We start from the raw sequence: 20,589 nt of genomic DNA on the forward strand, positions 1-20,589 counted from the left end.
CAGAGCGCGAAGCTACATTCCCCTGTAGGAGCTGGCTTGCCTGCGATGGCGGTGTATCAGCCAATACATTTATCGACTGATACACCGCCATCGCAGGCAAGCCAGCTCCCACAGGAGTCCGCGCACGCCTCGATGATCAGGTCGGCTGTCAGGCCGCCTCGCTTTGCTTGTGATTTTGATCTTAGGCACACCGAGCCTAGGCGAGGTGCCGAGTGGTGGGGCAAGAGCCCTTTGGTTACTTTGGGCTGGGCCGGCACTCCGGCTCTTTTCCAAAGTGACCCGCCGTAAGGGCGGAACCCTAAGTGGCCGTAACCGCAGCAATGGATATGTACACAGACCGAGAAGAGAGTTGTGTAGATACCTATGGCCATCGCAAGCAAGCCAGCCCCCACAGGGATTTACTTGGCCGTCAGGCCGCCGGGCATTCCCGGTGCAACGCTACCTCGACTAACAACTGCGCCATCTCGATCAATTGCACCACCGCCATCACCTGCTTACGGCTCGAGCCTTCAAGATGCTCGGTGCAGTCGTACGCACTGACCGCCGCCGACTCGAGCATTTCACAGGCGTTGCTCAACGCCTCTTCGGTGCTGAGACCGGCTGCGAATGCAGTGCGTATTGCTTGAACGCACGTTGTGCCGCTTCGTGGAGTTTGCTGTCGTTCAGGGAGTAGGCCGGGCTAGGCGTGACTTTTTTCATACGGTTGCTCCTGGAGTTAAAGGAGCCGCCACAATCACTTCCACATGGATGGGTGGCGACTGTACGCCGGTGTGGAAGACCGGACTCCAGGACCCCGGCGCACCCGAAGGTGCCCCGCGCACAGCCGCCATATAGCTGCGTGAAAAAGGGCGACGCCCGAGGAATGGAGACCCGGCAGGGCTGGGCCCTCCTGCGTACAGCTCGCCCAGCATGATGTGTGCCTGTTAAATGATGAACCGTAGGGAATGATCCTCATATGCATGGGAATTGTCCTTCGGCTGTTCCAACCTTTCATAAAACCTTCATCAAACCGCCCCCCTGCCGTCATGTGCAAGTCATAGCCCTGACACCTCCCGCGCCTACTGTCGTTTGAACTCAAACACAGCCCCGCAAGGCTGTTCAAACCAGACAGAGAAGCCCATGAATCCCGCTATCCATGTCGATCGCCTGAACAAGACCTTTGCGAAGAAAACCGCGTTGGTCGACCTCGAACTCACCATCGCCAGCGGCGAGATGGTCGCCCTGATCGGTGCGTCCGGCTCCGGCAAGTCCACGTTATTGCGCCACCTCGCGGGGCTGGCCTGTTGCGACAAGGGCAACGGCGGCAGCGTCAAGGTGCTGGGCCGGGAGGTGCAGGCCAGTGGGCGGTTGAATGGCAAGGTGCGGCGGTTGCGCGCGGATATTGGCTACATCTTCCAGCAGTTCAACCTGGTCAATCGCCTGAGTGTGATCGACAACGTGCTGCTCGGTTGCCTGGGCCGGGTCCCGCGCTGGCGCGGCAACCTCGGGTTGTTCAATACCGAGGAAAAGCAGTTTGCCATGGAATCCCTGGCACGCGTCGGCCTGGCGGACCTGGCCCAGCAGCGCGCCTCGACCCTGTCCGGTGGCCAGCAACAACGGGTGGCGATTGCCCGGGCGTTGACCCAGCGTGCCGAAGTGATCCTCGCCGACGAACCCATCGCCTCCCTGGATCCGGAGTCGGCACGCAAGGTCATGGAGATCCTCGCCGATATCAACCGCCGCGACGGCAAGACCGTGGTGGTGACCCTGCATCAAGTCGATTACGCCATGCGTTATTGCCCGCGCGCCGTGGCGCTCAAGGGCGGGCGCATTCATTTCGATGGGCAGGGCCGCGAGATGAGCAGCCAGTTTCTCAACGACCTGTACGGTGCCGACGTCGACACCAGCCTGATGTTTTGCGAACCGCCGCGCCGTTCCGAACTGCCCCAGCGCCTGGCCCTGGCCCGCGCTTGAACCCCCACTCACGATCCCTAGGAGTCGCCTGCATGTTGAACCGTATCGGTCATGTTTTCCTGTCTGCCGTGTTGTTGGCCAGCGTCGCCATGGGCAATGCCCAGGCCGCCGACAAGGCTATCAACTTCGGCATCATGTCCACCGAGTCTTCGCAGAACCTCAAGAGCATCTGGCAGCCGTTCCTCGATGACATGCACAAGAAGACCGGCCTGACCATCAACGCCACCTTCGCCTCCGATTACGCCGGCCTGATCCAGGGCATGCGCTTTAACAAGGTCGATGTGGCCTGGCTCGGCAACAAGGCAGCGATGGAGGCGGTGGACCGCTCCAACGGCGAGATCTTCGCCCAGACCGCCGCTGCCAACGGCGCCGCCGGCTACTGGAGCCTGCTGATCGTACGCAAGGACAGCCCGCTCAACTCCGTCGAAGACATGCTCAAGAACGCCAAGAACCTGACCTTCGGCAATGGCGACCCGAACTCCACCTCGGGCTACCTGGTGCCGGGCTACTACGTGTTCGCCAAGAACAATGTGGATGCCGCCACCGCCTTCAAGCGCACGCTCAATTCCAGCCATGAAGTCAACGCACTGAGCGTGGCCAAGGGGCAGTTGGACGTGGCCACCTTCAACACCGAAAGCTGGGACCGCCTGGAAGTGACCCAGCCGGACAAGGCCGCCCAACTCAAGGTGATCTGGAAGTCGCCGCTGATCCCCGCCGACCCGCTGGTGTGGAGCAAGGCCCTGACTGACAGCGAGAAGAGCAAGATCCGCGATTTCATCTTCAGCTACGGCGACACCGATGAAGAGAAGGCGGTGCTCAAGAACATGCAGTTGGGCAAGTTCCTCGCGTCCACTGACGACCAGTTGCTGCCGATCCGCCAGCTGGAACTGTTCAAGCAACGCACCACCATCAGTGCCGACAGCAAGCTGGCCGAGGCAGATAAAGCCAAGAAGCTGGCGCAGATCGACGCCGACCTGGCCACGCTGCAACAGCGCCTGAGCGAGCTGGACAAGAAACCCGCCGCCAACGGCTAACCCCCCTGTGGGACCGGAGCCTATGTGTGAACTGAGCCTATGTGTGAACGGGCTTGTGTGGGAGCGGGCTTGCTCGCGAAAGCGGTGAGTCAGTCGCTGGATGTGTTGAATGACACACCGCTTTCGCGAGCAAGCCCGCTCCCACACACACACACATAGGCCCAGCTCCAACCATTATCGAGAGTGATCCATGACGACCTTGCACGCTGAAGCCGTGGGTAAAAGAACCTGGCCGCAATACCTCGGCTGGGGCCTGTTCCTGGTGCTGCTGGCCTGGGCCTGGAAAGGCGCAGAAATGAACCCGCTGGCGCTGTACCGCGACTCGGGAAACATGGCGACCTTCGCCGCCGACTTCTTCCCGCCGGACTTCCACGAATGGCGCTCCTACCTCAAGGAAATGATCGTCACCGTGCAAATCGCCCTCTGGGGCACGGTGCTGGCGATTGTCTGCTCGGTGCCCCTGGGCATCCTCTGCGCCGACAACATCACCCCCTGGTGGATTCACCAACCCCTGCGCCGGGTGATGGATGCCTTCCGTTCGATCAACGAAATGGTGTTTGCCATGTTGTTCGTGGTGGCGGTCGGGCTTGGTCCGTTTGCCGGTGTGTTGGCCCTGTGGATCAGCACCACCGGGGTACTTGCCAAGCTGTTTGCCGAAGCCGTCGAGGCCATCGACCCAGGCCCGGTGGAAGGGGTGCGCGCCACCGGTGCCAGCGCCTTGCAAGAGGTGATCTACGGCGTGATCCCGCAAGTCATGCCGCTGTGGGTGAGCTACGCGCTGTACCGCTTCGAGGCCAATGTGCGCTCGGCGACGGTGGTGGGCATGGTCGGCGCGGGCGGCATCGGCGTGATCTTGTGGGAGAACATCCGCGCCTTCCAGTTCGTGCAGACCTGCGCGGTGCTGCTGGTGATCATCGTGGTGGTAAGCCTGATCGACGTGCTGTCCCAGCGCCTGCGCAAGCGGTTTATCTGACCTTGGAGGGGTGCCTGCGGGCGCTTTTTTTTAAGCATGCAGTTGTCTAGACAAGATGAGCCGGTGTACCGCGAACTCGCCGATATCCTGCGCCGCGAACTCAGCGGCTACCAGGCCGGGGAGTTCCTGCCGGGCGAGCTGCAGTTGGCCGAACGCTTTGGCGTCAACCGGCACACCCTGCGCCGCGCCATTGATGAACTGGTGTTCGAAGGCAGCCTGCTGCGCCAGCAGGGCAAAGGCACCCAGGTGCTGGACCGGCCGCTGATCTACCCGATGGGCGCCGACACCGCCTACAGCCAATCGCTGTCGGCCCTGGGGCATGGCGTGCAGGCGCTGCTGCTCAAGCGCCGCTACTGCTACGCCAGCCGCGAAGAAGCGCAGCACCTGGGCATCGCCGAAATGGCACCGATGATCGAGCTGCAAACCCTGCGCAAGCTCGACCAGCACCCCGTCAGCCTGATCCGCCATCGCTACTGCGCCAGCCACGCGCCGTTGCTGGCGCACTACAACGGCGGCTCCCTGCGCCAGTACCTGCGCGAGCGCGACCTGCCGCTGACCCGCACCCTGAGCCTGATCGGTGCGCGCCTGCCCAACCGTGATGAAGCCGCGCTGCTGATGATGCCCCGGCACTTGCCGGCCTTGACCGTATTCACCCTTTCCCGCGATCGCGATGGCCGCCCGGTGGAGCTGGCGCAGTCCACCAGCCGTTCGGATCGCTTCCAGTACCAGGTGGTGACTTGATGGAGACCCCGATGAATCTGTCCCCGCGTCAGCATTGGATTGGCGTACTTGCCCGCGCCCAGCTCAATGAACTGCAACCCCACGAAGCGGCATTGAAGGACGCCGAGTACCAACTGATCCGCGCCCCGGAAATCGGCATGACCCTGGTGCGCGGGCGCATGGGCGGCAATGGCGCGCCGTTCAACGTCGGCGAAATGACGGTGACCCGCTGTGTGGTGCGCCTGGCCGATGGCCGCACCGGCTACAGCTACCTGGCGGGGCGCGACAAGGTCCACGCCGAACTGGCGGCCCTGGCCGATGCCCATCTGCAAAACGCGCAGCCGAGCCCTTGGCTCACGGATTTGATTAGCGCCCTGGCCCAGGCCCAGGCCCGGCGTCGCGCGCAAAAAGAAGCCGACACCGCGGCCACCAAGGTCGAGTTCTTCACCCTGGTGCGAGGAGAAAACTGATGCACGCTCAATTATTGCAACCGGCGTTTGTCGACCCGGTACTGGATGCCCAGCGCAGTTTTCGCGCGGCGCTCAAGGCCTTGGCCGAGCCGGGTTTGCTCCAGCACTTGCCGGCAGCCCCGCACCTCGATGGCCTGGCGCCCGCCACCTATGCCTTGTGCCTGGCGCTGCTGGATGTCGACACGCCGCTGTGGCTGGCACCTGGCTTCGACACGCCGCTGATCCGCGCCAACCTGGCCTTCCACTGCGGCTGCCCGTTGGTCGCGCGTCGGGAGGAGGCTGCGTTTGCCTTGCTCGGCGAGCCGGACCTGCTCGACCTGAGCGGCTTCGACCACGGCAATGATCGCTACCCGGACCAGTCCTGCACCTTGCTGGTCCAGCTTACCGCCCTGGACGCCGGGCGCGCCTTGCTCTGGCGCGGCCCGGGCATCCAGGCCCAGCGCCGGGTGCAGGTGCCTGTGCCGCCGGTGTTCTGGCTGGAGCGCCAGCGCCGTGAAGCCTTCCCCCGTGGCCTGGACGTGTTGTTCAGCGCCGGCCATCACCTGCTCGGCCTACCGCGCAGCAGCCGCATCACACAGGAGCACGCCTGATGTACGTAGCCGTCAAGGGTGGCGAACAGGCCATCGACAATGCCCACCGCCTGCTGGCGAAAAAACGCCGGGGCGACCCGGCCGTGCCGGAGCTGCGCGTCGAGCAGATCCGCCAGCAACTGCCCCTGGCCGTGGCGCGGGTGATGAGTGAAGGCTCGCTGTACGACGAAGAGCTGGCCGCGCTGGCAATCAAGCAGGCGGCGGGGGACCTGGTAGAAGCGATCTTCCTGCTGCGCGCCTACCGCACCACGTTGCCGCGTTTCAGCCCGAGCCTGCCGATCGACACCGCGCAGATGTCGTTGAGCCGGCGGTTGTCGGCCACCTTCAAGGACGTGCCCGGCGGCCAGTTGCTCGGCCCGACCTTCGACTACACCCATCGCCTGCTGGATTTCGCACTGCTGGCCGAGGGTGAGTATCCAGGCCCGCAGACCACGGCGGATGCGCAACTCGAACCGTGTCCACGGGTGCTGGGGTTGCTGGCCAAGGAAGGCCTGATCAAGCACGAAGCCGACGACCACGCCCGTGTCGCTGACATCACCCGCGACCCGCTGGAGTTCCCCGCCAGCCGTGCCGAACGCCTGCAAGCCCTGGCCCGTGGCGATGAAGGGTTTTTGTTGGCGCTGGGCTATTCGACCCAGCGTGGCTATGGGCGCAATCACCCGTTTGCCGGGGAGATTCGTATCGGTGACGTAGAGGTCTGGATCGATCCCGAGGAGCTGGGCTTTGCCATTTGCCTGGGCAGCATCGAAGTCACCGAGTGCGAGATGGTCAACCAGTTTGTCGGCTCGGCCACCGAGTTGGCGCAGTTCACCCGGGGCTATGGCCTGGCGTTCGGGCATGCCGAGCGCAAGGCCATGGGCATGGCCCTGGTGGATCGCTCGCTGCGTGCCGAGGAGTACAGCGAAGAGATCGTCTCGCCGGCCCAGCGCGAAGAATTCGTGCTGGCCCACTGCGACAACGTCGAGGCCGCCGGTTTTGTCTCGCACCTAAAACTGCCGCACTACGTGGACTTCCAGGCCGAACTGGAACTGATCCGCAAACTGCGCCAACCGGCCGAGGGCACTCGCCATGAATGACGCCGCCTACAACTTCGCCTACCTCGACGAACAGACCAAACGCATGATCCGTCGCGCCTTGCTCAAGGCCGTGGCGATTCCCGGTTACCAAGTGCCGTTCGGTGGCCGCGAGATGCCGCTGCCCTATGGCTGGGGCACCGGCGGCATGCAATTGACGGCGGCGATCCTCGGCGCCGACGACGTGCTCAAGGTCATCGATCAGGGCGCCGACGACACCACCAACGCCGTGTCCATCCGGCGCTTTTTTGCGCGCACTGCCGGCATCGCCACCACCGAAGCCACCCCCGACGCCACGGTGATCCAGACCCGCCACCGCATCCCGGAAACCCCGCTGCAGGCCGGGCAGATCATGGTCTACCAGGTGCCGATCCCCGAGCCGCTGCGCTTTATCGAGCCTTCGGAAACCGAGACCCGCACCATGCACGCCCTCAACGATTACGGGGTGATGCACGTAAAACTCTACGAAGACATCGCCACCTTCGGCCACATCGCCACCGCCTATGCCTACCCGGTGATGGTCGACGAGCGCTATGTGATGGACCCCTCGCCGATCCCCAAATTCGACAACCCGAAACTCGACATGAGCCCGGCGCTGATGCTGTTCGGTGCCGGCCGCGAAAAGCGTCTGTATGCGGTGCCGCCGTACACCCAGGTCAGCAGCCTGGACTTCGAGGACCACCCCTTTGAGGTGCAGAAATGGGAACACCACTGCGCCATCTGTGGCAGCCATGAATCGTTCCTCGACGAGCTGATTCTCGATGACGCCGGGACCCAGAGTTTTGTGTGTTCCGACACCTGGTACTGCGCCCAACGGGTCAAGGAGAACAACCAGTGAGCCAGCCGTTATTGCAAGTGCGCGACCTGTCCCTGCTGTATGGCCCGCAGAAGGGCTGCCAGGAGGTGAGTTTTGATCTGTACCCCGGCGAAGTGCTGGGGATTGTCGGCGAGTCCGGTTCGGGTAAATCCACCTTGCTCTCGCTGTTGAGCGGGCGCTTGCCGCCCCAGGCCGGCAGCGTCGGCTATCGCAGCAAGGACGGCGAATGGCTGGACCTCTATAGCGCCAGCGAAGCCGAACGCCGCACCTTGTTGCGCACCGAATGGGGTTTCGTTGAACAGAACCCCCGCGACGGCCTGCGCATGGGCGTGTCGGCCGGCGCCAACATTGGCGAGCGCCTGATGGCCCAGGGCGTGCGCAACTACCAGCAACTGCGCGGCGCCGGCCTGGATTGGCTGGGCCAGGTGGAGATCGACCCGCAGCGCATCGACGACCTGCCGCGCACTTTCTCTGGCGGCATGCAGCAGCGCCTGCAAATCGCGCGCAACCTCGTTTCCAGCCCGCGCCTGGTGTTTATGGACGAGCCCACCGGTGGGCTCGATGTGTCGGTGCAGGCGCGCCTGCTCGACCTGCTGCGCGGCCTGGTGCGCGAGCTGGACCTGGCGGTGGTGATCGTCACCCACGACCTGGCGGTGGCGCGCCTGCTGGCCGATCGCCTGATCGTGATGCGTCGCTCGCGGGTGGTAGAAACCGGGCTTACGGACCAGATCCTCGACGATCCACAGCACCCTTACTCTCAACTGCTGGTGTCCTCGGTATTGCAGCCATGACAAGTGCCTTGATCGAGGTCCGCGACCTCTCGAAAACCTTCACCTTGCACCAGCAGAACGGCGTGGTGCTCAACGTACTGCGCGGGGTGGCGTTCAGTGTGCAGGGCGGTGAATGCCTGGTGCTGCACGGCCAGTCGGGTGCCGGTAAAAGCACCTTGCTGCGCACCTTGTATGGCAACTACCTGCCGGCCGGAGGCAGCATCCGCGTGTGGCATGCCGGGCAATGGCTGGAACTGGTGGGCGCTGCACCCCGGGACATTCTCCAGGTACGCCAGCAGACCCTGGGCTATGTCAGCCAGTTTTTGCGGGTGATCCCCCGGGTTGCCTGCCTGGATGTGGTGATGGAGCCCGCGCTGGCCCGTGGCTGGACGAAGGCTGACGCCCAGGCCCGTGCCGAGCATTTGCTGGCGCGCCTGAATATCCCCCGGCGCCTGTGGCAACTGGCGCCGGGCACGTTCTCCGGGGGCGAGCAGCAGCGGGTCAATATCGCGCGCGGCTTCATGGTGGCTTGGCCGGTGATGTTGCTGGACGAACCGACAGCCTCCCTGGATGACCGCAACCGCCAGGTTGTCCTGGAACTGATCAACGAAGCCAAGGCCGACGGTGCCGCACTGATCGGCATCTTCCATGACCGTGCCGCCCGTGAGGCGGTGGCTGACCGCCATTTAGACATGACTCCCGCTGTGATCACCGATGAGGACTACGCCGATGCCCGCTGAACAGATCCTCAGTAATGCCCAGCTGGTTACCGCTGATCGTGTATTTTTCGGCAGCCTGGTGCTGCGTGATGGGGTGATCGTCGACCTCGCCGAAGGCCGCAGCCAGCTGCCCCAGGCCCAGGACCTGGGCGGTGATTTCCTGCTGCCGGGGCTGGTGGAGTTGCACACCGACAACCTGGAAAAACACATGACCCCGCGCCCCGGCGTGGACTGGCCGTCGACCTCGGCGGTGCTCAGCCATGACGCGCAGATCATCGCGGCCGGTATCACCACGGTGTTTGATGCGGTGTCCATCGGCGACGTGAACCCCAAGGGCAATCGCATGCAGAAACTGCCGGCGATGCTCAATGCCATTGCCTCGGCGCAAGAGGCCGGCCTGACCCGCGCCGAACACCGCCTGCACCTGCGTTGCGAGCTGTGCCACCCGGACACCTTGAGCGTGTTCCGCGATCTGGTGGAAAACCCGCTGGTGCAACTGGTGTCGGTGATGGACCACTCGCCGGGCCAGCGCCAGTTTGTGCTGCAGTCCAAGTACCGCGAGTACTACATGGGCAAGTACCACCTGGACGAGGCAACCATGGATGCGTTCGTGGTGCTGCAAATGGCCAACTCCAAGACCTACAGCGACCGCTACCGCGCCGCCATCGTCGAGCATTGCCTGGCGCGTGGCTTGTCGGTGGCCAGCCATGACGACGCGACCCTGGCCCATGTCGAGGAGTCGGCGCGCTACGGCATGAACATCGCCGAGTTCCCCACCACCCTGGAAGCGGCGCGCGGATGCCGGCAATTGGGCATGAAAGTGCTGATGGGCGCGCCGAACGTGGTGCGTGGCGGGTCCCACTCGGGTAATGTGGCCGCCGCCGGCCTGGCCGCGGAAGGATTGCTGGATATACTTTCCAGTGACTACTACCCGGCTAGCCTGTTGCCAGCGGCCTTTGCCCTGGCGGCCCAGGACAATGACTGCGATCTGCCCCAGGCGATCCAAATGATCAGCCAGGCCCCTGCGCACGCGGCGGGCCTCAGGGATCGCGGGGAAATTGCCCTGGACCTGCGCGCGGACCTGGTGCAAGCCAGGGCCCAGGGCGGGCTGCCGGTAGTCCAACAAGTCTGGCGACAAGCCAAGAGGGTGTTTTGATGGCGGGCAGGTTGATCTATCTCATCGGGCCATCGGGTTCGGGCAAGGACAGCCTGTTGGATGCCGCGCGCGGGCCATTGGCCGAGCGCGGTTGCCGCATTGTGCGACGGGTCATCACCCGTTCGGCCGAAGCGGTGGGCGAGGCCGCCCAGGGTGTGAGCCCCGAGCAATTCGCCGCGCTGCAGACCGAGGGCGGCTTTGCCCTCAGTTGGCATGCCAATGGCTTGTCTTATGGCATTCCACGGCAGATCGACGACTGGCTGGCGGCTGGCGACGATGTGCTGGTCAATGGCTCCCGTGGCCATCTGGCGCAAACCCGCGCGCGTTATCCGACGTTGTTGGTGGTCTTGCTGACCGTGGACCAGGCGGTATTGCGCCAACGCTTGCTGGCGCGGGGGCGTGAGTCGGTGGCAGAAATCGACGCGCGCCTGGCACGCAATGCGCAGTTTCGCGACAGCCTGCAGGCCGCGCCCGGGGTATTGCTGCTGGATAACTCCGGGCCGTTGGCGCACACCGTCGCCCGGTTGCTCGAGTGTCTGGACGAGGGGCACTCGGCATGCGCCTGACCCTGCTGGGCACCGGCGACGCCCGCCAAGTCCCGGTGTATGGCTGCGAATGCGCGGCCTGCGTCCTGGCGCGCAGCGATGAGCGTTTGCGCCGCCGCGAGTGCAGCGCGCTGATCGAATGCGGCGACCAGCGTTGGTTGATCGACAGCGGCCTGACGGACCTGACCGAGCGTTTCCCGCCCCGCAGTTTCAACGGCATTTTGCAGACCCACTACCACGCCGATCATGCCCAGGGCCTGCTGCATCTGCGCTGGGGCCAGGGCCTGATCATCCCGGTGCATGGCCCGGCAGACCCCGAGGGCCTGTCGGACCTCTACAAACACCCCGGCATCCTCGATTTCAGCCAGCCCTTTGCCGAGTTCGAGACCCGGCAATTTGGCGAACTGGCGGTCACCGCGATGCCCCTGCAACATTCCAAGCCGACCTTCGGCTACCTGCTGCAAGGGCAGGGGCGGCGCCTGGCCTACCTGACCGACACCACGGGGCTGCCCCCGGCGACCGTCGACTGGCTGCGGCGCGAGCCCCTGGACGTGCTGGTCATCGACTGCTCGATGCCACCGCAACCCCAGGCGCCGCGCAATCACAATGACCTGACATTGGCCCTGCAATGCATCGACGCGTGCGGCGCCGAGCTTGGCGTACTGACCCACGTCGGGCACACCCTGGATGCCTGGCTGTTGCAGCATCGCAGTGAACTGCCGCCGCATGTGACGGTGGGTTGGGATGGGCGGGTGCTCTAGCTCAAGGGGGAACATTGCGGTTACGCTGAAAATGGCGAGCGGATATTTCTCGGGATGGAAAACATGCTCCATAGGGCATTCGGCTTTTGCTGGCATTTTTTTATCGCCGTCAGCCACTTGAACGGGTTTTTTCGAGGTCGATTCACGGGGCCGGAGTGTAAGAGTCCATGTGTTTTGTGAGCAAATCCCACAGCAGGCCAAAACGTTTCAATCAGACTTAAAACCCAGGTGGCAAGGCAGGTTTCCTGCATGAAAGATTAGCCGCAGATGACGGTGGTCCAGGCAGTTTTCACTGATGTTGGGCGCTGTTACTCCAGCCACTAATCGTTTCGGAGATCGCCATGTGTCAGATAGGCCACGCAGGTACTCACCCAGCTCACCATCCAGCAGAAACGGACCCGCCGTCCAAGGCGCAGTTTTACGTCCGTGGAAAACGCTCCTTGAATACCGATCAGGTCGCAAGGCACCTGACGCGCAGTGGTATGCGCTTTTACGATCGAGACCGGGACGGCAAGACCCAGGTTTCTTTCAATCTTCGCGGGTTCACCGAACCACAGAAAGGCTGTGCCCGCCGGGCCATGGAGGCTTGGCAGGACGTAGCCGATATCAGCTTTCATGAAAATGCGCGCAAGGCAGATGGATCGATTCAAGTCACTGGTTCCAATCGCATGGAAAGTGGCGTGGCATGGGGTCCTGATCGGCATAACTCCGGCGCGCGCGCCATGATCGGGACACGCCGGGCGGCACATGCACCTCAGGAAGGGAGTTATTTCAACACCACCATGGTGCATGAGATCGGCCATTGCCTGGGGCTGGCCCACCCCGGGGAGTACAACGGCGGGGGGACGTACGAAAGGGATGCGACGTTCGCGCAGGACACCCGGGCCGGCACGGTCATGAGTTACTGGGCCGAGACCAAGCACGCCGGTCATGATTTCCGGGGGCTGATGCCCTCGGCACCGATGATGCATGACATCGCGGCGATTCAGAAAATGTATGGGGCCAACCACAAAACCCGTAGCACAGACACAACCTACGGCTTCAACTCCAATACCGGGCGTGACGTCCTGAGCCTCAAGAATGCACGCGAGGCGGCGCTGTTTTGTGTGTGGGACGGGGGCGGTAATGACACCCTGGATTTTTCCGGGTATGGGCAGAACCAGAAGATCGACCTCAATGCAGAATCATTCTCGGACGTCGGCGGCCTGCACGGTAACGTCTCCATCGCCAAGGGTGTGACCCTGGAAAATGCCGTCGGCGGTTCTGGCAATGATGTGCTGACGGGCAATGATGCGGACAATCGCCTCAAGGGCGGCGCCGGGGCAGACAGGCTGCGCGGGGGGGAGGGCGCTGACACTTTCGTTTACGACAAGGCCAGTGACTCCACGCCGCGCAACCCTGATCGGATCGCGGATTTTACCAGTGGTACCGACAAGATCGATGTGTCCGGGGCCCTGAGAGAAGCCGGTATCAAGAGCCTCACGTTCTCCAGTCAATTCACCGGGCAGCCCGGCAATGCGGTGCTCAGCTACCAGGAGAGTACCGGGCGTGGCAGTCTGGCGATTGATATGAACGGCAATGGCAAACCTGATCTGCTGGTGATCACCACCGGCAAAATCGCACAGGCCGATATCGTGACGGGAGGGCAGGCGCCCACTCCGTCGCCGCGACCTACGCCTACGCCGGCCCCCGTACCGGAGCCAGGAACCAGCGCTTCGCTCCTTGCGACGGTAGCGAGTTTTCTCCAGCAAACCCTCACCATGTTCCAGTCGCTCTTGCGCATGTTGGAGAAGATCCACCGGTGAACCCCAGGCCGGGGCCCGAGCGTACTGGCGTCGTGTCGAACGTCAGGCGCTCACCGCCGATGCCGCCCGAGACACACTCAAGAACCGCAACAGCGCCACCAGCGGGAACAGGCTGCCCACCACGATCACCCCAAGCCAGCCGCCGTGCTCATACACGCTGCTGGCAATCGCTGAGCCGAAGGCGCCGCCGATGAAAATGCTGGTCATGTACAGCGCGTTCAGGCGGCTGCGGCTATGGGCGTCGAGGGCGTAGATGCTGCGCTGGCCAAGGACCATGTTCATCTGCACGCAGAAGTCCAGGACCACGCCGGTCACCGCCAGGCCAATCACGCTGTAGATCGGGTGGATAAACGCCGGCAGAAAACTCAGTGCGGCAAACAGCATCGCCAGCAGCGAGGCGCGGTGGGTATGGCCAGCATCGGCCAGGCGCCCGCTGATAGGGGCGGCAATGGCGCCGAGGGCACCGACCAGGGCAAACAGGGCAATTTCGCTTTGGCTCAGCCCATGGTTACGCGACAGCTCCAGGGGCACGGCGGTCCAGAACAGGCTGAAGGCCGCAAACAGGCAACCCTGGTAGAACGCCCGTTGACGAAGCAACGGTTGTTCGCGCAGCAAGGTGCCCAACGAACGCAGCAACTGGGCATAGCTGGCGCTGTGATCCGGCTGGCGCTTGGGCACGGTCAACAGCAGTACCACGCTGATCAGGACCATCATTGCCGCCGCCGCCATGAACATCGCGCGCCAGCCGAAGTGGTCAGCCACCAGGCTGGACACCGGCCGTGCCAGCAGGATGCCCAGCAACAGGCCGCCCATGATGCTGCCCACCACCCGGCCACGGGATTCGGCGGGCGCCAGGTGCGCGGCCAGGGGAATCAGAATCTGCACCGACACGGAGCTGAAGCCGATCAGCAACGACACCAGCAGGAACAGGTTCGGCTGCTCGGCAAAGGCCGCGCCCAGCAGGCTGGCAATGGCGACCACGGTGGTGATGATCATCAGCCGGCGGTTTTCCAACAGGTCGCCCAGCGGCACCAGGAAAAAAAGGCCCAGGGCGTAGCCGATCTGGGTCAGGGACACGATCAGGCTGGCCATGGCCGGCGTCAGGCCGATGTCCGGGGCAATCAGTTCAATGATCGGTTGGGCGTAGTAGATATTGGCGACGATAGCGCCGCAGCAGAACGCGAACAGCAGCACCATGCCACGGGTCATGGTGGCGGTCGCGGGCGGAGTAGCGGTCATGGTGTTCTCGTTAAAACGGGGAAGGAGGATGCGAAGGGTAAAGGGTAGGCGAGGGACGAGGTAAGTGTTACTGATGATTTCAGACATGCCTGGCATTAATGTCTTGCGCACAACCCAAAGTGGGAGCGGGCTTGCGCGCGATGGCAGCGTATCAGGTTAGAAATACCTGGCTGATACACCGCTGTCGCGAGCAAGCCCGCTCCCACATTGTTGAGCGTGTCCGGTCAGTTACTGGCCGTTGTAGATCTGGTCGAAGACTCCACCATCATTGAAGTGGGTCTTCTGCACGGTGCGCCAGTCGCCAAAGGTCTTCTCCACCGACAGGAAGTCGACTTTCGGGAAGCGATCGGTGTACTTGGCCAGTACCTTCGGGTCCCGTGGACGCAGGTAGTTGTTGGCTGCAATTTCCTGGCCTTCGGCCGACCACAGGTATTTCAGGTAGTCATCGGCCACTGCACGGGTGCCCTTTTTATCGACCACTTTGTCGACCACCGACACCGGCGGCTCGGCTTCGGCAGAGACGCTTGGGTAGATCACTTCGAACTGGTCGCGGCCGAATTCACGGGCAATCATTTCCGCTTCGTTTTCAAAGGTCACCAGCACGTCGCCGATCTGGTTGGTCATGAAGGTAGTGGTCGCGGCACGGCCACCGGTATCGAGCACCGGAGCTTGCTTGAACAGCTTGCCGACAAAGTCCTTGGCCTTGTTTTCATCGCCGCCGTTCTTGAGCACGTAGCCCCAGGCCGACAGGTAGGTGTAGCGCCCGTTGCCGGAGGTCTTGGGGTTGGGCACGATCACTTGCACGCCATCTTTGAGCAAGTCTGGCCAGTCTTTGAGGGCCTTGGGGTTGCCCTTGCGCACGATAAACACGGTGGCGGACGTGAACGGTGCGCTGTTGTTCGGCAGGCGGGTGACCCAGTTGTCGGGCACCAGTTTGCCGTTGTCCGCCAGGGCGTTGATGTCGGTGGCCATGTTCATGGTGATCACGTCAGCCGGCAGGCCGTCGATGACCGAGCGCGCCTGTTTGCTGGAACCGCCGAAGGACATCTGCAAGGTCAGCTTGTCGTTCGGGTGTTCGGCTTGCCAGTGCTTCTGGAACGCCGCGTTGTAGTCCTTGTAGAAGTCACGCATCACGTCATAGGAGACGTTGAGCAGGGTGGTCGAGGCGGCCTGGGCGCCGACAGACAGTGCGAGGCCTGCGGCCAGGAGCGAAGCGCTAACAAGTTTTTTCACTGCTCATTCCTTGTTGTTCGAGAAGGTAGTGGCTTATAGCCCACGACTATAGCCGGGGCGGCATAGACGCTTAAAGATTAAAAAGAACTTTGCTTATTCCACTTTTTTATAGAGCCCGTTGCCACAGCGTGAACAGAAGGCCGCATTGGGTTCGTGGCTGCTTTTCTGGCACACCGGGCAGTCGTGTTGCAGTTGCTCGCCGCGCATGGCGTTGGCCAGTTCGGCGGTAAAGATCCCGGTGGGCACGGCGATGATCGAGTAGCCGGTGATCATCACCAGCGAGGAGATCACCTGGCCCAGCGGGGTCTTGGGCACGATGTCGCCAAACCCCACGGTGGTCAGGGTCACGATAGCCCAGTAGATGCCCTTGGGGATGCTGGTAAAGCCGTGCTCCGGGCCTTCGATCACGTACATCAGGGTGCCGAACACCGTTACCAGGGTGCAGACGCTGACCAGGAACACCACGATCTTCTGCTTGCTGCCGCGCAGCGCCGACATCAGGTAGTTGGCCTGCTTGAGGTAGGGGCCGAGCTTGAGCACCCGAAAGATCCGCAACATGCGGATGATGCGGATAATCAGCAGGTACTGGGCGTCGCTGTAGTACAGGGCCAGGATGCCGGGGACGATGGCCAGCAAGTCCACCAGCCCGTAGAAACTAAAGGCATACCGCAACGGTTTGGGCGAGCAATACAGGCGCAGGCCGTACTCGATGAGGAAAATCAGCGTGAAGCCCCACTCGATATAGGCCAGCACATCGGCGTAGTTCTGGTGGATCTGGTCGATGCTGTCGAGCATCACGATCACCAGGCTGGCGAGGATGATCAGCAGCAAGATGCCGTCAAAACGCCGCCCGGCCACCGTGTCGCTCTGAAATACCATGACGTAGAGCCGCTGGCGCCAGTCGTTGTTGCTGTCCATGAAGTCCGCCTGAATCGTAGGTGTGCGAAGCCTAGGGGGATTCGAACGGGCTGTCCACGTTGACCCTGTGCCGCAGGCGCAACGTCGCGCGCACCAACCAGCAGGCGAGGATAAACGGTGCAGTCAGCGGCGCCAGGTGCAGGCCGGCAAAACCCGGGGCAAGCAGGCTGGCCAGGAGGATGCCGAGCAACGGCAGCCAGGGTTGGCGCCGGTAGTGGCTGAGGGCCAGGGCGGCAAGTGCCGGGTTATAGCTGTGCAGGCCGAGCAGGGCGCCGGCGGGATCGTCGAGCAGCAGGCCGAGCGCCACGCCGCTGCCGGCCCCGAGCATCGCCCACAGCGCCGCGCGAGGGCTGGCCAACAGCAGGCCAAGGGCGATCAGCAGGCCGGCCAGCGGTCGATCCAGCAGCACGACCTGGCCCAGCCCGACCAGTGGCGCGCTCAGCCAGTCCAGGGGAGTGGCGGCAATGAGGGGCAGGGTGGCCGGTGAGACCGTGCCGAGCAGCAGCCAGCCTAACCCGACGAAGGGCACCGTATAGGCGGGCAGGTCATCGCCATGGGCCATGCGCTTGACCCATTGCCGGGTCAGGATCGCACTCAGGCCGCCGCACGCCAGGATCAGCGGCGGCAGCAATGCTGACCAGGCAAAGTGCTGGCCGATCAGCAGCCCCAGTAACACACCGTTATAGCTATAGAGCCCGGCCTGGCGCTCGGCCTTGGGATAGTCGCGGCGCTGGGCCGTGAGCAGGCCGGCGACCCCGCCCAGCAGCGCACCGCCGAGCAGGGCCGGGGCGCAGGCGAGGATCGCCAGCAGGCAGAGCAGGCCACACAGCGGGTGGCGTTGCAGGAAGATCTGGCTGAAGCCGTTGAGCAGGGCTTCGGCCCAGTCGGGGCAGGTTGGGTTGGGCATGGTGGGTAAGTCAGTAAGACCGAGTTGCCCCCATCGCGAGCAACCCCGCTCCCACATTTTGATCTGCGAACACGGTCAAATGTGGGAGCGGGCTTGCCCGCGATAAGGCCCGAACAGACGCTAGATCAACGTCTCGATACGCAGCGAGTTGGTCGACCCCGGCTGCCCAAACGGCACCCCCGCAGTGATCAACAGCGTATCCCCACGCTGCGCCATGCCTTGGGCCTGGGCGATTTCCAGCGCTGTGGAACACACCTCGTCCACCTGCCGCAAGCGGTCATTGACCACCGAATGCACGCCCCAGGCCACGCTCAAGCGGCGCGCGGTGGACAGGTTCGGCGTGAGGTTGAGGATCGGCACCGCCGGCCGCTCCCGCGCCGCGCGCAGGCTGGAGCTGCCCGACTCGCTGTAGTTCACCAGCACCGCCACCGGCAGGATGCTGCTGATCCGGCGGATCGCGCAGCTGATGGCATCGGACACGGTGGCGTCGGCCTTGGGCCGGCTTACATCCAGTTGGGTCTGGTAGTCCGGGCCGTTCTCCACCTGGCGGATGATCTTGCTCATCATCTGCACGGCTTCCAGCGGGTATTCGCCGGACGCGGTTTCGGCCGAGAGCATCACCGCATCGGTGCCCTCGGCCACGGCATTGGCCACGTCCGTGACTTCGGCGCGGGTCGGGGCCGGCGAGAAACGCATGGATTCGAGCATCTGCGTGGCCACCACCACCGGTTTGCCCAGTTGGCGGCAGGTGCTGATGATGTCTTTCTGGATTTGCGGCACGCTTTCGGCCGGCACTTCCACACCCAGATCGCCTCTGGCGACCATGATCGCATCGCTCAGCTCGGCGATTTCCTGCAGGTGGCGCACCGCCGAGGGCTTCTCGATCTTCGCCATCAAGAACGCCTTGTCGCCGATCAGTTCGCGCGCTTCACGGATGTCTTCGGGGCGTTGCACAAACGACAGCGCCACCCAGTCCACACCCAGTTCCAGGCCGAAGCTCAGGTCGCGGCGGTCCTTGGCGGTCAGTGGGCTGAGCTCCAACAAGGCTTGTGGGACGTTCACCCCTTTACGGTCGGACAGTTCGCCGCCATTCAACACCGTGGTGTCGATCGCATCGGCATGCTTGGTAATCACCCGCAGGCGCAGCTTGCCGTCATCGAGCAACAGGTCCATGCCCGGTTCTAGGGCCTTGATGATTTCCGGGTGGGGCAGGTTGACCCGTCGCTGGTCGCCCGGCGTGGGGTCGAGGTCCAGGCGCAACGCCTGGCCACGCACCAGTTGCACCTTGCCCTCGGCGAAACGCCCGACCCGCAGCTTCGGCCCTTGCAGGTCCATCAGGATCCCCAGCGGGTAATTGAGCTGGCGCTCGACCTGGCGGATCCACTGGTAGCGCTGGGCATGGTCGGCGTGATCGCCATGGCTGAAGTTCAGGCGGAAGATATTCACCCCGGCTTCCACCAGCTCGCGGATGTCATCGATACCGTCGGTGGCTGGCCCCAGGGTGGCGAGGATTTTGACTTTCTTGTCAGGCGTCATGGGCAGCAGTCTCAAGTATCAAAATGGCGCGGAAGTCGTTGACGTTGGTACGGGTCGGCTCGGTGACGATCAGCGCGTCGAGTGCCGCGAAATAGCCGTAGCCATTGTTATTGTCCAACTCATCGCTGGCCGACAGGCCCAGGGCCTCGGCGCGCGCGTAGCTGGTGGGGGTCATGATTGCCCCGGCGTTGTCTTCGGAACCGTCGATGCCGTCGGTATCACCGGCCAGGGCGTACACGCCTGGCAGGCCCTTGAGGCTGTCGGTCAGGCTCAGCAGGAACTCGGCGTTGCGTCCGCCACGGCCATTGCCGCGCACGGTCACGGTGGTCTCGCCGCCGGAGAGGATCACGCAGGGCGCCGCCAGCGGCTGGCCGTGCTGCACGATCTGCCGGGCGATGCCGGCGTGGACCTTGGCCACATCCCGCGCTTCGCCTTCCAGGTCGCCGAGGATCAGCGGGCTGAAGCCGGCCTGGCGCACTTTGACCGCCACCGCTTCCAAGGACTGTTGCGGTCGCGCGATCAATTGGAAATGGCTGCGCGCCAGGCACGGGTCACCGGGTTTGACGGTCTCTGACTCCGGGTTCTGCAACCAACTGCGCACCGAGGCTGGCACTTCGATCTGGTAACGCTTGAGGATCGCCAGGGCCTGTTGCGAGGTGCTCGGGTCGCCTACGGTCGGGCCGGAGGCAATCACCGTGGCCTGGTCGCCCGGCACATCGGAAATCGCGTAGGTGTAGACCGTGGCCGGCCAGGCGGCCTTGGCCAGTCGCCCGCCCTTGATCGCCGAGAGGTGCTTGCGCACGCAATTCATCTCGCCGATGGTCGCGCCGGATTTGAGCAGGGCTTTGTTGATGGCTTGTTTGTCGGCCAGGGTGATACCCGCCGCCGGCAACGCCAGCAGCGCCGAACCGCCGCCGGACAGGAGGAAGATCACACGGTCGTCTTCGCCAAGGTTGCTGATCAGTTCCAGCACGCGCTTGGCCACGGCCTGGCCAGCGGCATCGGGCACGGGGTGCGCGGCTTCGACCACTTCGATTTTCTGGCAGGGCGCGCCGTGGCCGTAGCGTGTGACCACCAGTCCCGAAACCTCGCCCTGCCAGCTGTTTTCCACGACCAGGGCCATGGCGGCTGCAGCTTTGCCCGCGCCGATCACGATCACGCGGCCGCTGCGGTCGGCGGGCAGATAAGGTTCGAGGACTTGCCGGGGGTGGGCAGCGTCGATGGCTGTGGCAAACAGCTCGCGAAGCAGGTGTTGCGGATCGACCGACATAAGCGGGCTCCCGGGTTCTTGTTATTGGGTTTGCAACGTGGAATGAGGGCCAAATGTGGGAGCTGGCTTGCTTGCGATGGCGGTGTGTCAGGCGATTAAT

General features: G+C 63.5%; 22 protein-coding genes. 14 read left to right on the plus strand and 8 right to left on the minus strand.

Going from position 1 to position 20,589, the window contains the following annotated elements; genetic code table 11:
- Window positions 1-409: 409 nt before the first annotated feature.
- Both AC19YY_RS26440 and AC19YY_RS26445 read right to left on the minus strand, forming a co-directional pair.
- On the minus strand, window positions 410-577 hold the full coding sequence (locus AC19YY_RS26440) for a DUF6124 family protein (RefSeq protein WP_500605111.1): 168 nt from the start codon (window positions 575-577) through the stop codon (window positions 410-412).
- On the minus strand, window positions 574-699 hold the full coding sequence (locus tag AC19YY_RS26445; RefSeq protein ID WP_262381071.1) for a hypothetical protein: 126 nt from the start codon (window positions 697-699) through the stop codon (window positions 574-576). Before AC19YY_RS26445 ends, AC19YY_RS26440 begins: the two co-directional genes overlap by 4 nt.
- Before the next feature lie 420 nt (window positions 700-1,119).
- Here AC19YY_RS26445 and phnC point away from each other — a divergent pair, with 420 nt between their 5' ends.
- From phnC to AC19YY_RS26515, 14 genes are all read left to right on the plus strand, one after another.
- A complete protein-coding gene (gene phnC, locus AC19YY_RS26450) occupies window positions 1,120-1,953 on the plus strand; it encodes a phosphonate ABC transporter ATP-binding protein (RefSeq protein ID WP_170056965.1) in 834 nt (277 codons plus the stop codon).
- Window positions 1,954-1,985: 32 nt separating this feature from the next.
- On the plus strand, window positions 1,986-2,987 hold the full coding sequence (gene phnD / locus AC19YY_RS26455; RefSeq protein WP_169956413.1) for a phosphonate ABC transporter substrate-binding protein: 1,002 nt from the start codon (window positions 1,986-1,988) through the stop codon (window positions 2,985-2,987).
- A 190-nt stretch (window positions 2,988-3,177) separates the two neighbouring features.
- Window positions 3,178-3,960, plus strand: a complete 783-nt coding sequence (gene phnE, locus AC19YY_RS26460) for a phosphonate ABC transporter, permease protein PhnE (RefSeq protein ID WP_032859104.1) — start codon at window positions 3,178-3,180, stop codon at window positions 3,958-3,960.
- Between the two features lie 36 nt (window positions 3,961-3,996).
- Window positions 3,997-4,701 (plus strand): phosphonate metabolism transcriptional regulator PhnF, encoded by a 705-nt coding sequence (gene phnF, locus AC19YY_RS26465; RefSeq protein WP_500605112.1) that lies wholly within the window; start codon window positions 3,997-3,999, stop codon window positions 4,699-4,701.
- An 11-nt stretch (window positions 4,702-4,712) separates the two neighbouring features.
- Entirely contained in the window at window positions 4,713-5,150 is a 438-nt protein-coding gene (gene phnG / locus AC19YY_RS26470) for a phosphonate C-P lyase system protein PhnG (RefSeq protein ID WP_169956419.1), read from the plus strand.
- Entirely contained in the window at window positions 5,150-5,740 is a 591-nt protein-coding gene (gene phnH, locus AC19YY_RS26475; RefSeq protein ID WP_172312833.1) for a phosphonate C-P lyase system protein PhnH, read from the plus strand. Before phnG ends, phnH begins: the two co-directional genes overlap by 1 nt.
- Window positions 5,740-6,816, plus strand: a complete 1,077-nt coding sequence (locus AC19YY_RS26480) for a carbon-phosphorus lyase complex subunit (protein ID WP_169956423.1) — start codon at window positions 5,740-5,742, stop codon at window positions 6,814-6,816. The genes phnH and AC19YY_RS26480 overlap by 1 nt, the downstream gene beginning before the upstream one ends.
- On the plus strand, window positions 6,809-7,651 hold the full coding sequence (locus tag AC19YY_RS26485; RefSeq protein WP_169956425.1) for an alpha-D-ribose 1-methylphosphonate 5-phosphate C-P-lyase PhnJ: 843 nt from the start codon (window positions 6,809-6,811) through the stop codon (window positions 7,649-7,651). Before AC19YY_RS26480 ends, AC19YY_RS26485 begins: the two co-directional genes overlap by 8 nt.
- Window positions 7,612-8,421 (plus strand): phosphonate C-P lyase system protein PhnK, encoded by an 810-nt coding sequence (gene phnK, locus AC19YY_RS26490; protein WP_169956506.1) that lies wholly within the window; start codon window positions 7,612-7,614, stop codon window positions 8,419-8,421. Before AC19YY_RS26485 ends, phnK begins: the two co-directional genes overlap by 40 nt.
- Window positions 8,418-9,140 (plus strand): phosphonate C-P lyase system protein PhnL, encoded by a 723-nt coding sequence (gene phnL / locus AC19YY_RS26495; protein ID WP_500605113.1) that lies wholly within the window; start codon window positions 8,418-8,420, stop codon window positions 9,138-9,140. Before phnK ends, phnL begins: the two co-directional genes overlap by 4 nt.
- Window positions 9,130-10,275 carry an alpha-D-ribose 1-methylphosphonate 5-triphosphate diphosphatase gene (locus AC19YY_RS26500; protein WP_500605114.1) on the plus strand — a complete coding sequence of 382 codons (1,146 nt, stop codon included), beginning with the start codon at window positions 9,130-9,132 and terminating at the stop codon, window positions 10,273-10,275. Before phnL ends, AC19YY_RS26500 begins: the two co-directional genes overlap by 11 nt.
- Window positions 10,275-10,841 carry a phosphonate metabolism protein/1,5-bisphosphokinase (PRPP-forming) PhnN gene (gene phnN / locus AC19YY_RS26505; protein ID WP_169956431.1) on the plus strand — a complete coding sequence of 189 codons (567 nt, stop codon included), beginning with the start codon at window positions 10,275-10,277 and terminating at the stop codon, window positions 10,839-10,841. The genes AC19YY_RS26500 and phnN overlap by 1 nt, the downstream gene beginning before the upstream one ends.
- Window positions 10,832-11,581 (plus strand): phosphonate metabolism protein PhnP, encoded by a 750-nt coding sequence (gene phnP / locus AC19YY_RS26510; protein ID WP_492633574.1) that lies wholly within the window; start codon window positions 10,832-10,834, stop codon window positions 11,579-11,581. Before phnN ends, phnP begins: the two co-directional genes overlap by 10 nt.
- Window positions 11,582-12,021: 440 nt before the next feature.
- Window positions 12,022-13,386, plus strand: coding sequence for a M10 family metallopeptidase C-terminal domain-containing protein (locus tag AC19YY_RS26515; protein ID WP_500605115.1), 1,365 nt, complete (start codon window positions 12,022-12,024; stop codon window positions 13,384-13,386).
- A 42-nt stretch (window positions 13,387-13,428) separates the two neighbouring features.
- Here the strand turns inward: AC19YY_RS26515 and AC19YY_RS26520 are convergent, their stop codons facing one another.
- The 6 genes from AC19YY_RS26520 to AC19YY_RS26545 form a co-directional block, all read right to left on the minus strand.
- The gene (locus AC19YY_RS26520) at window positions 13,429-14,625 is read right to left on the minus strand and encodes an MFS transporter (RefSeq protein WP_170042633.1); all 1,197 of its coding nucleotides are present in this window, start codon (window positions 14,623-14,625) and stop codon (window positions 13,429-13,431) included.
- Between the two features lie 228 nt (window positions 14,626-14,853).
- A complete protein-coding gene (locus AC19YY_RS26525) occupies window positions 14,854-15,858 on the minus strand; it encodes a sulfate ABC transporter substrate-binding protein (RefSeq protein ID WP_169956439.1) in 1,005 nt (334 codons plus the stop codon).
- 93 nt (window positions 15,859-15,951) lie between these two features.
- On the minus strand, window positions 15,952-16,776 hold the full coding sequence (locus AC19YY_RS26530; RefSeq protein WP_169956441.1) for an ion transporter: 825 nt from the start codon (window positions 16,774-16,776) through the stop codon (window positions 15,952-15,954).
- Between the two features lie 31 nt (window positions 16,777-16,807).
- The gene (locus tag AC19YY_RS26535) at window positions 16,808-17,683 is read right to left on the minus strand and encodes an urea transporter (protein ID WP_170056973.1); all 876 of its coding nucleotides are present in this window, start codon (window positions 17,681-17,683) and stop codon (window positions 16,808-16,810) included.
- Window positions 17,684-17,803: 120 nt separating this feature from the next.
- A complete protein-coding gene (gene pyk / locus AC19YY_RS26540) occupies window positions 17,804-19,219 on the minus strand; it encodes a pyruvate kinase (protein WP_169956445.1) in 1,416 nt (471 codons plus the stop codon).
- Window positions 19,209-20,489 carry a glycerate kinase type-2 family protein gene (locus AC19YY_RS26545; RefSeq protein WP_169956447.1) on the minus strand — a complete coding sequence of 427 codons (1,281 nt, stop codon included), beginning with the start codon at window positions 20,487-20,489 and terminating at the stop codon, window positions 19,209-19,211. The genes pyk and AC19YY_RS26545 overlap by 11 nt, the downstream gene beginning before the upstream one ends.
- Window positions 20,490-20,589 lie beyond the last annotated feature (100 nt).

The sequence above is a fragment of the Pseudomonas sp. MF09156 genome (assembly GCF_059862305.1).

Coding starts and splice junctions, on each gene's coding strand:
- AC19YY_RS26445 (WP_262381071.1), bottom strand. CDS start 699: ATGAAAAAAGTCACGCCTAGCCCGGCCTACTCCCTGAACGACAGCAAA.
- phnC (WP_170056965.1), top strand. CDS start 1,120: ATGAATCCCGCTATCCATGTCGATCGCCTGAACAAGACCTTTGCGAAG.
- phnD (WP_169956413.1), top strand. CDS start 1,986: ATGTTGAACCGTATCGGTCATGTTTTCCTGTCTGCCGTGTTGTTGGCC.
- phnE (WP_032859104.1), top strand. CDS start 3,178: ATGACGACCTTGCACGCTGAAGCCGTGGGTAAAAGAACCTGGCCGCAA.
- phnF (WP_500605112.1), top strand. CDS start 3,997: ATGCAGTTGTCTAGACAAGATGAGCCGGTGTACCGCGAACTCGCCGAT.
- phnG (WP_169956419.1), top strand. CDS start 4,713: ATGAATCTGTCCCCGCGTCAGCATTGGATTGGCGTACTTGCCCGCGCC.
- phnH (WP_172312833.1), top strand. CDS start 5,150: ATGCACGCTCAATTATTGCAACCGGCGTTTGTCGACCCGGTACTGGAT.
- AC19YY_RS26480 (WP_169956423.1), top strand. CDS start 5,740: ATGTACGTAGCCGTCAAGGGTGGCGAACAGGCCATCGACAATGCCCAC.
- AC19YY_RS26485 (WP_169956425.1), top strand. CDS start 6,809: ATGAATGACGCCGCCTACAACTTCGCCTACCTCGACGAACAGACCAAA.
- phnL (WP_500605113.1), top strand. CDS start 8,418: ATGACAAGTGCCTTGATCGAGGTCCGCGACCTCTCGAAAACCTTCACC.
- AC19YY_RS26500 (WP_500605114.1), top strand. CDS start 9,130: ATGCCCGCTGAACAGATCCTCAGTAATGCCCAGCTGGTTACCGCTGAT.
- phnN (WP_169956431.1), top strand. CDS start 10,275: ATGGCGGGCAGGTTGATCTATCTCATCGGGCCATCGGGTTCGGGCAAG.
- phnP (WP_492633574.1), top strand. CDS start 10,832: ATGCGCCTGACCCTGCTGGGCACCGGCGACGCCCGCCAAGTCCCGGTG.
- AC19YY_RS26520 (WP_170042633.1), bottom strand. CDS start 14,625: ATGACCGCTACTCCGCCCGCGACCGCCACCATGACCCGTGGCATGGTG.
- AC19YY_RS26530 (WP_169956441.1), bottom strand. CDS start 16,776: ATGGACAGCAACAACGACTGGCGCCAGCGGCTCTACGTCATGGTATTT.
- AC19YY_RS26535 (WP_170056973.1), bottom strand. CDS start 17,683: ATGCCCAACCCAACCTGCCCCGACTGGGCCGAAGCCCTGCTCAACGGC.
- pyk (WP_169956445.1), bottom strand. CDS start 19,219: ATGACGCCTGACAAGAAAGTCAAAATCCTCGCCACCCTGGGGCCAGCC.
- AC19YY_RS26545 (WP_169956447.1), bottom strand. CDS start 20,489: ATGTCGGTCGATCCGCAACACCTGCTTCGCGAGCTGTTTGCCACAGCC.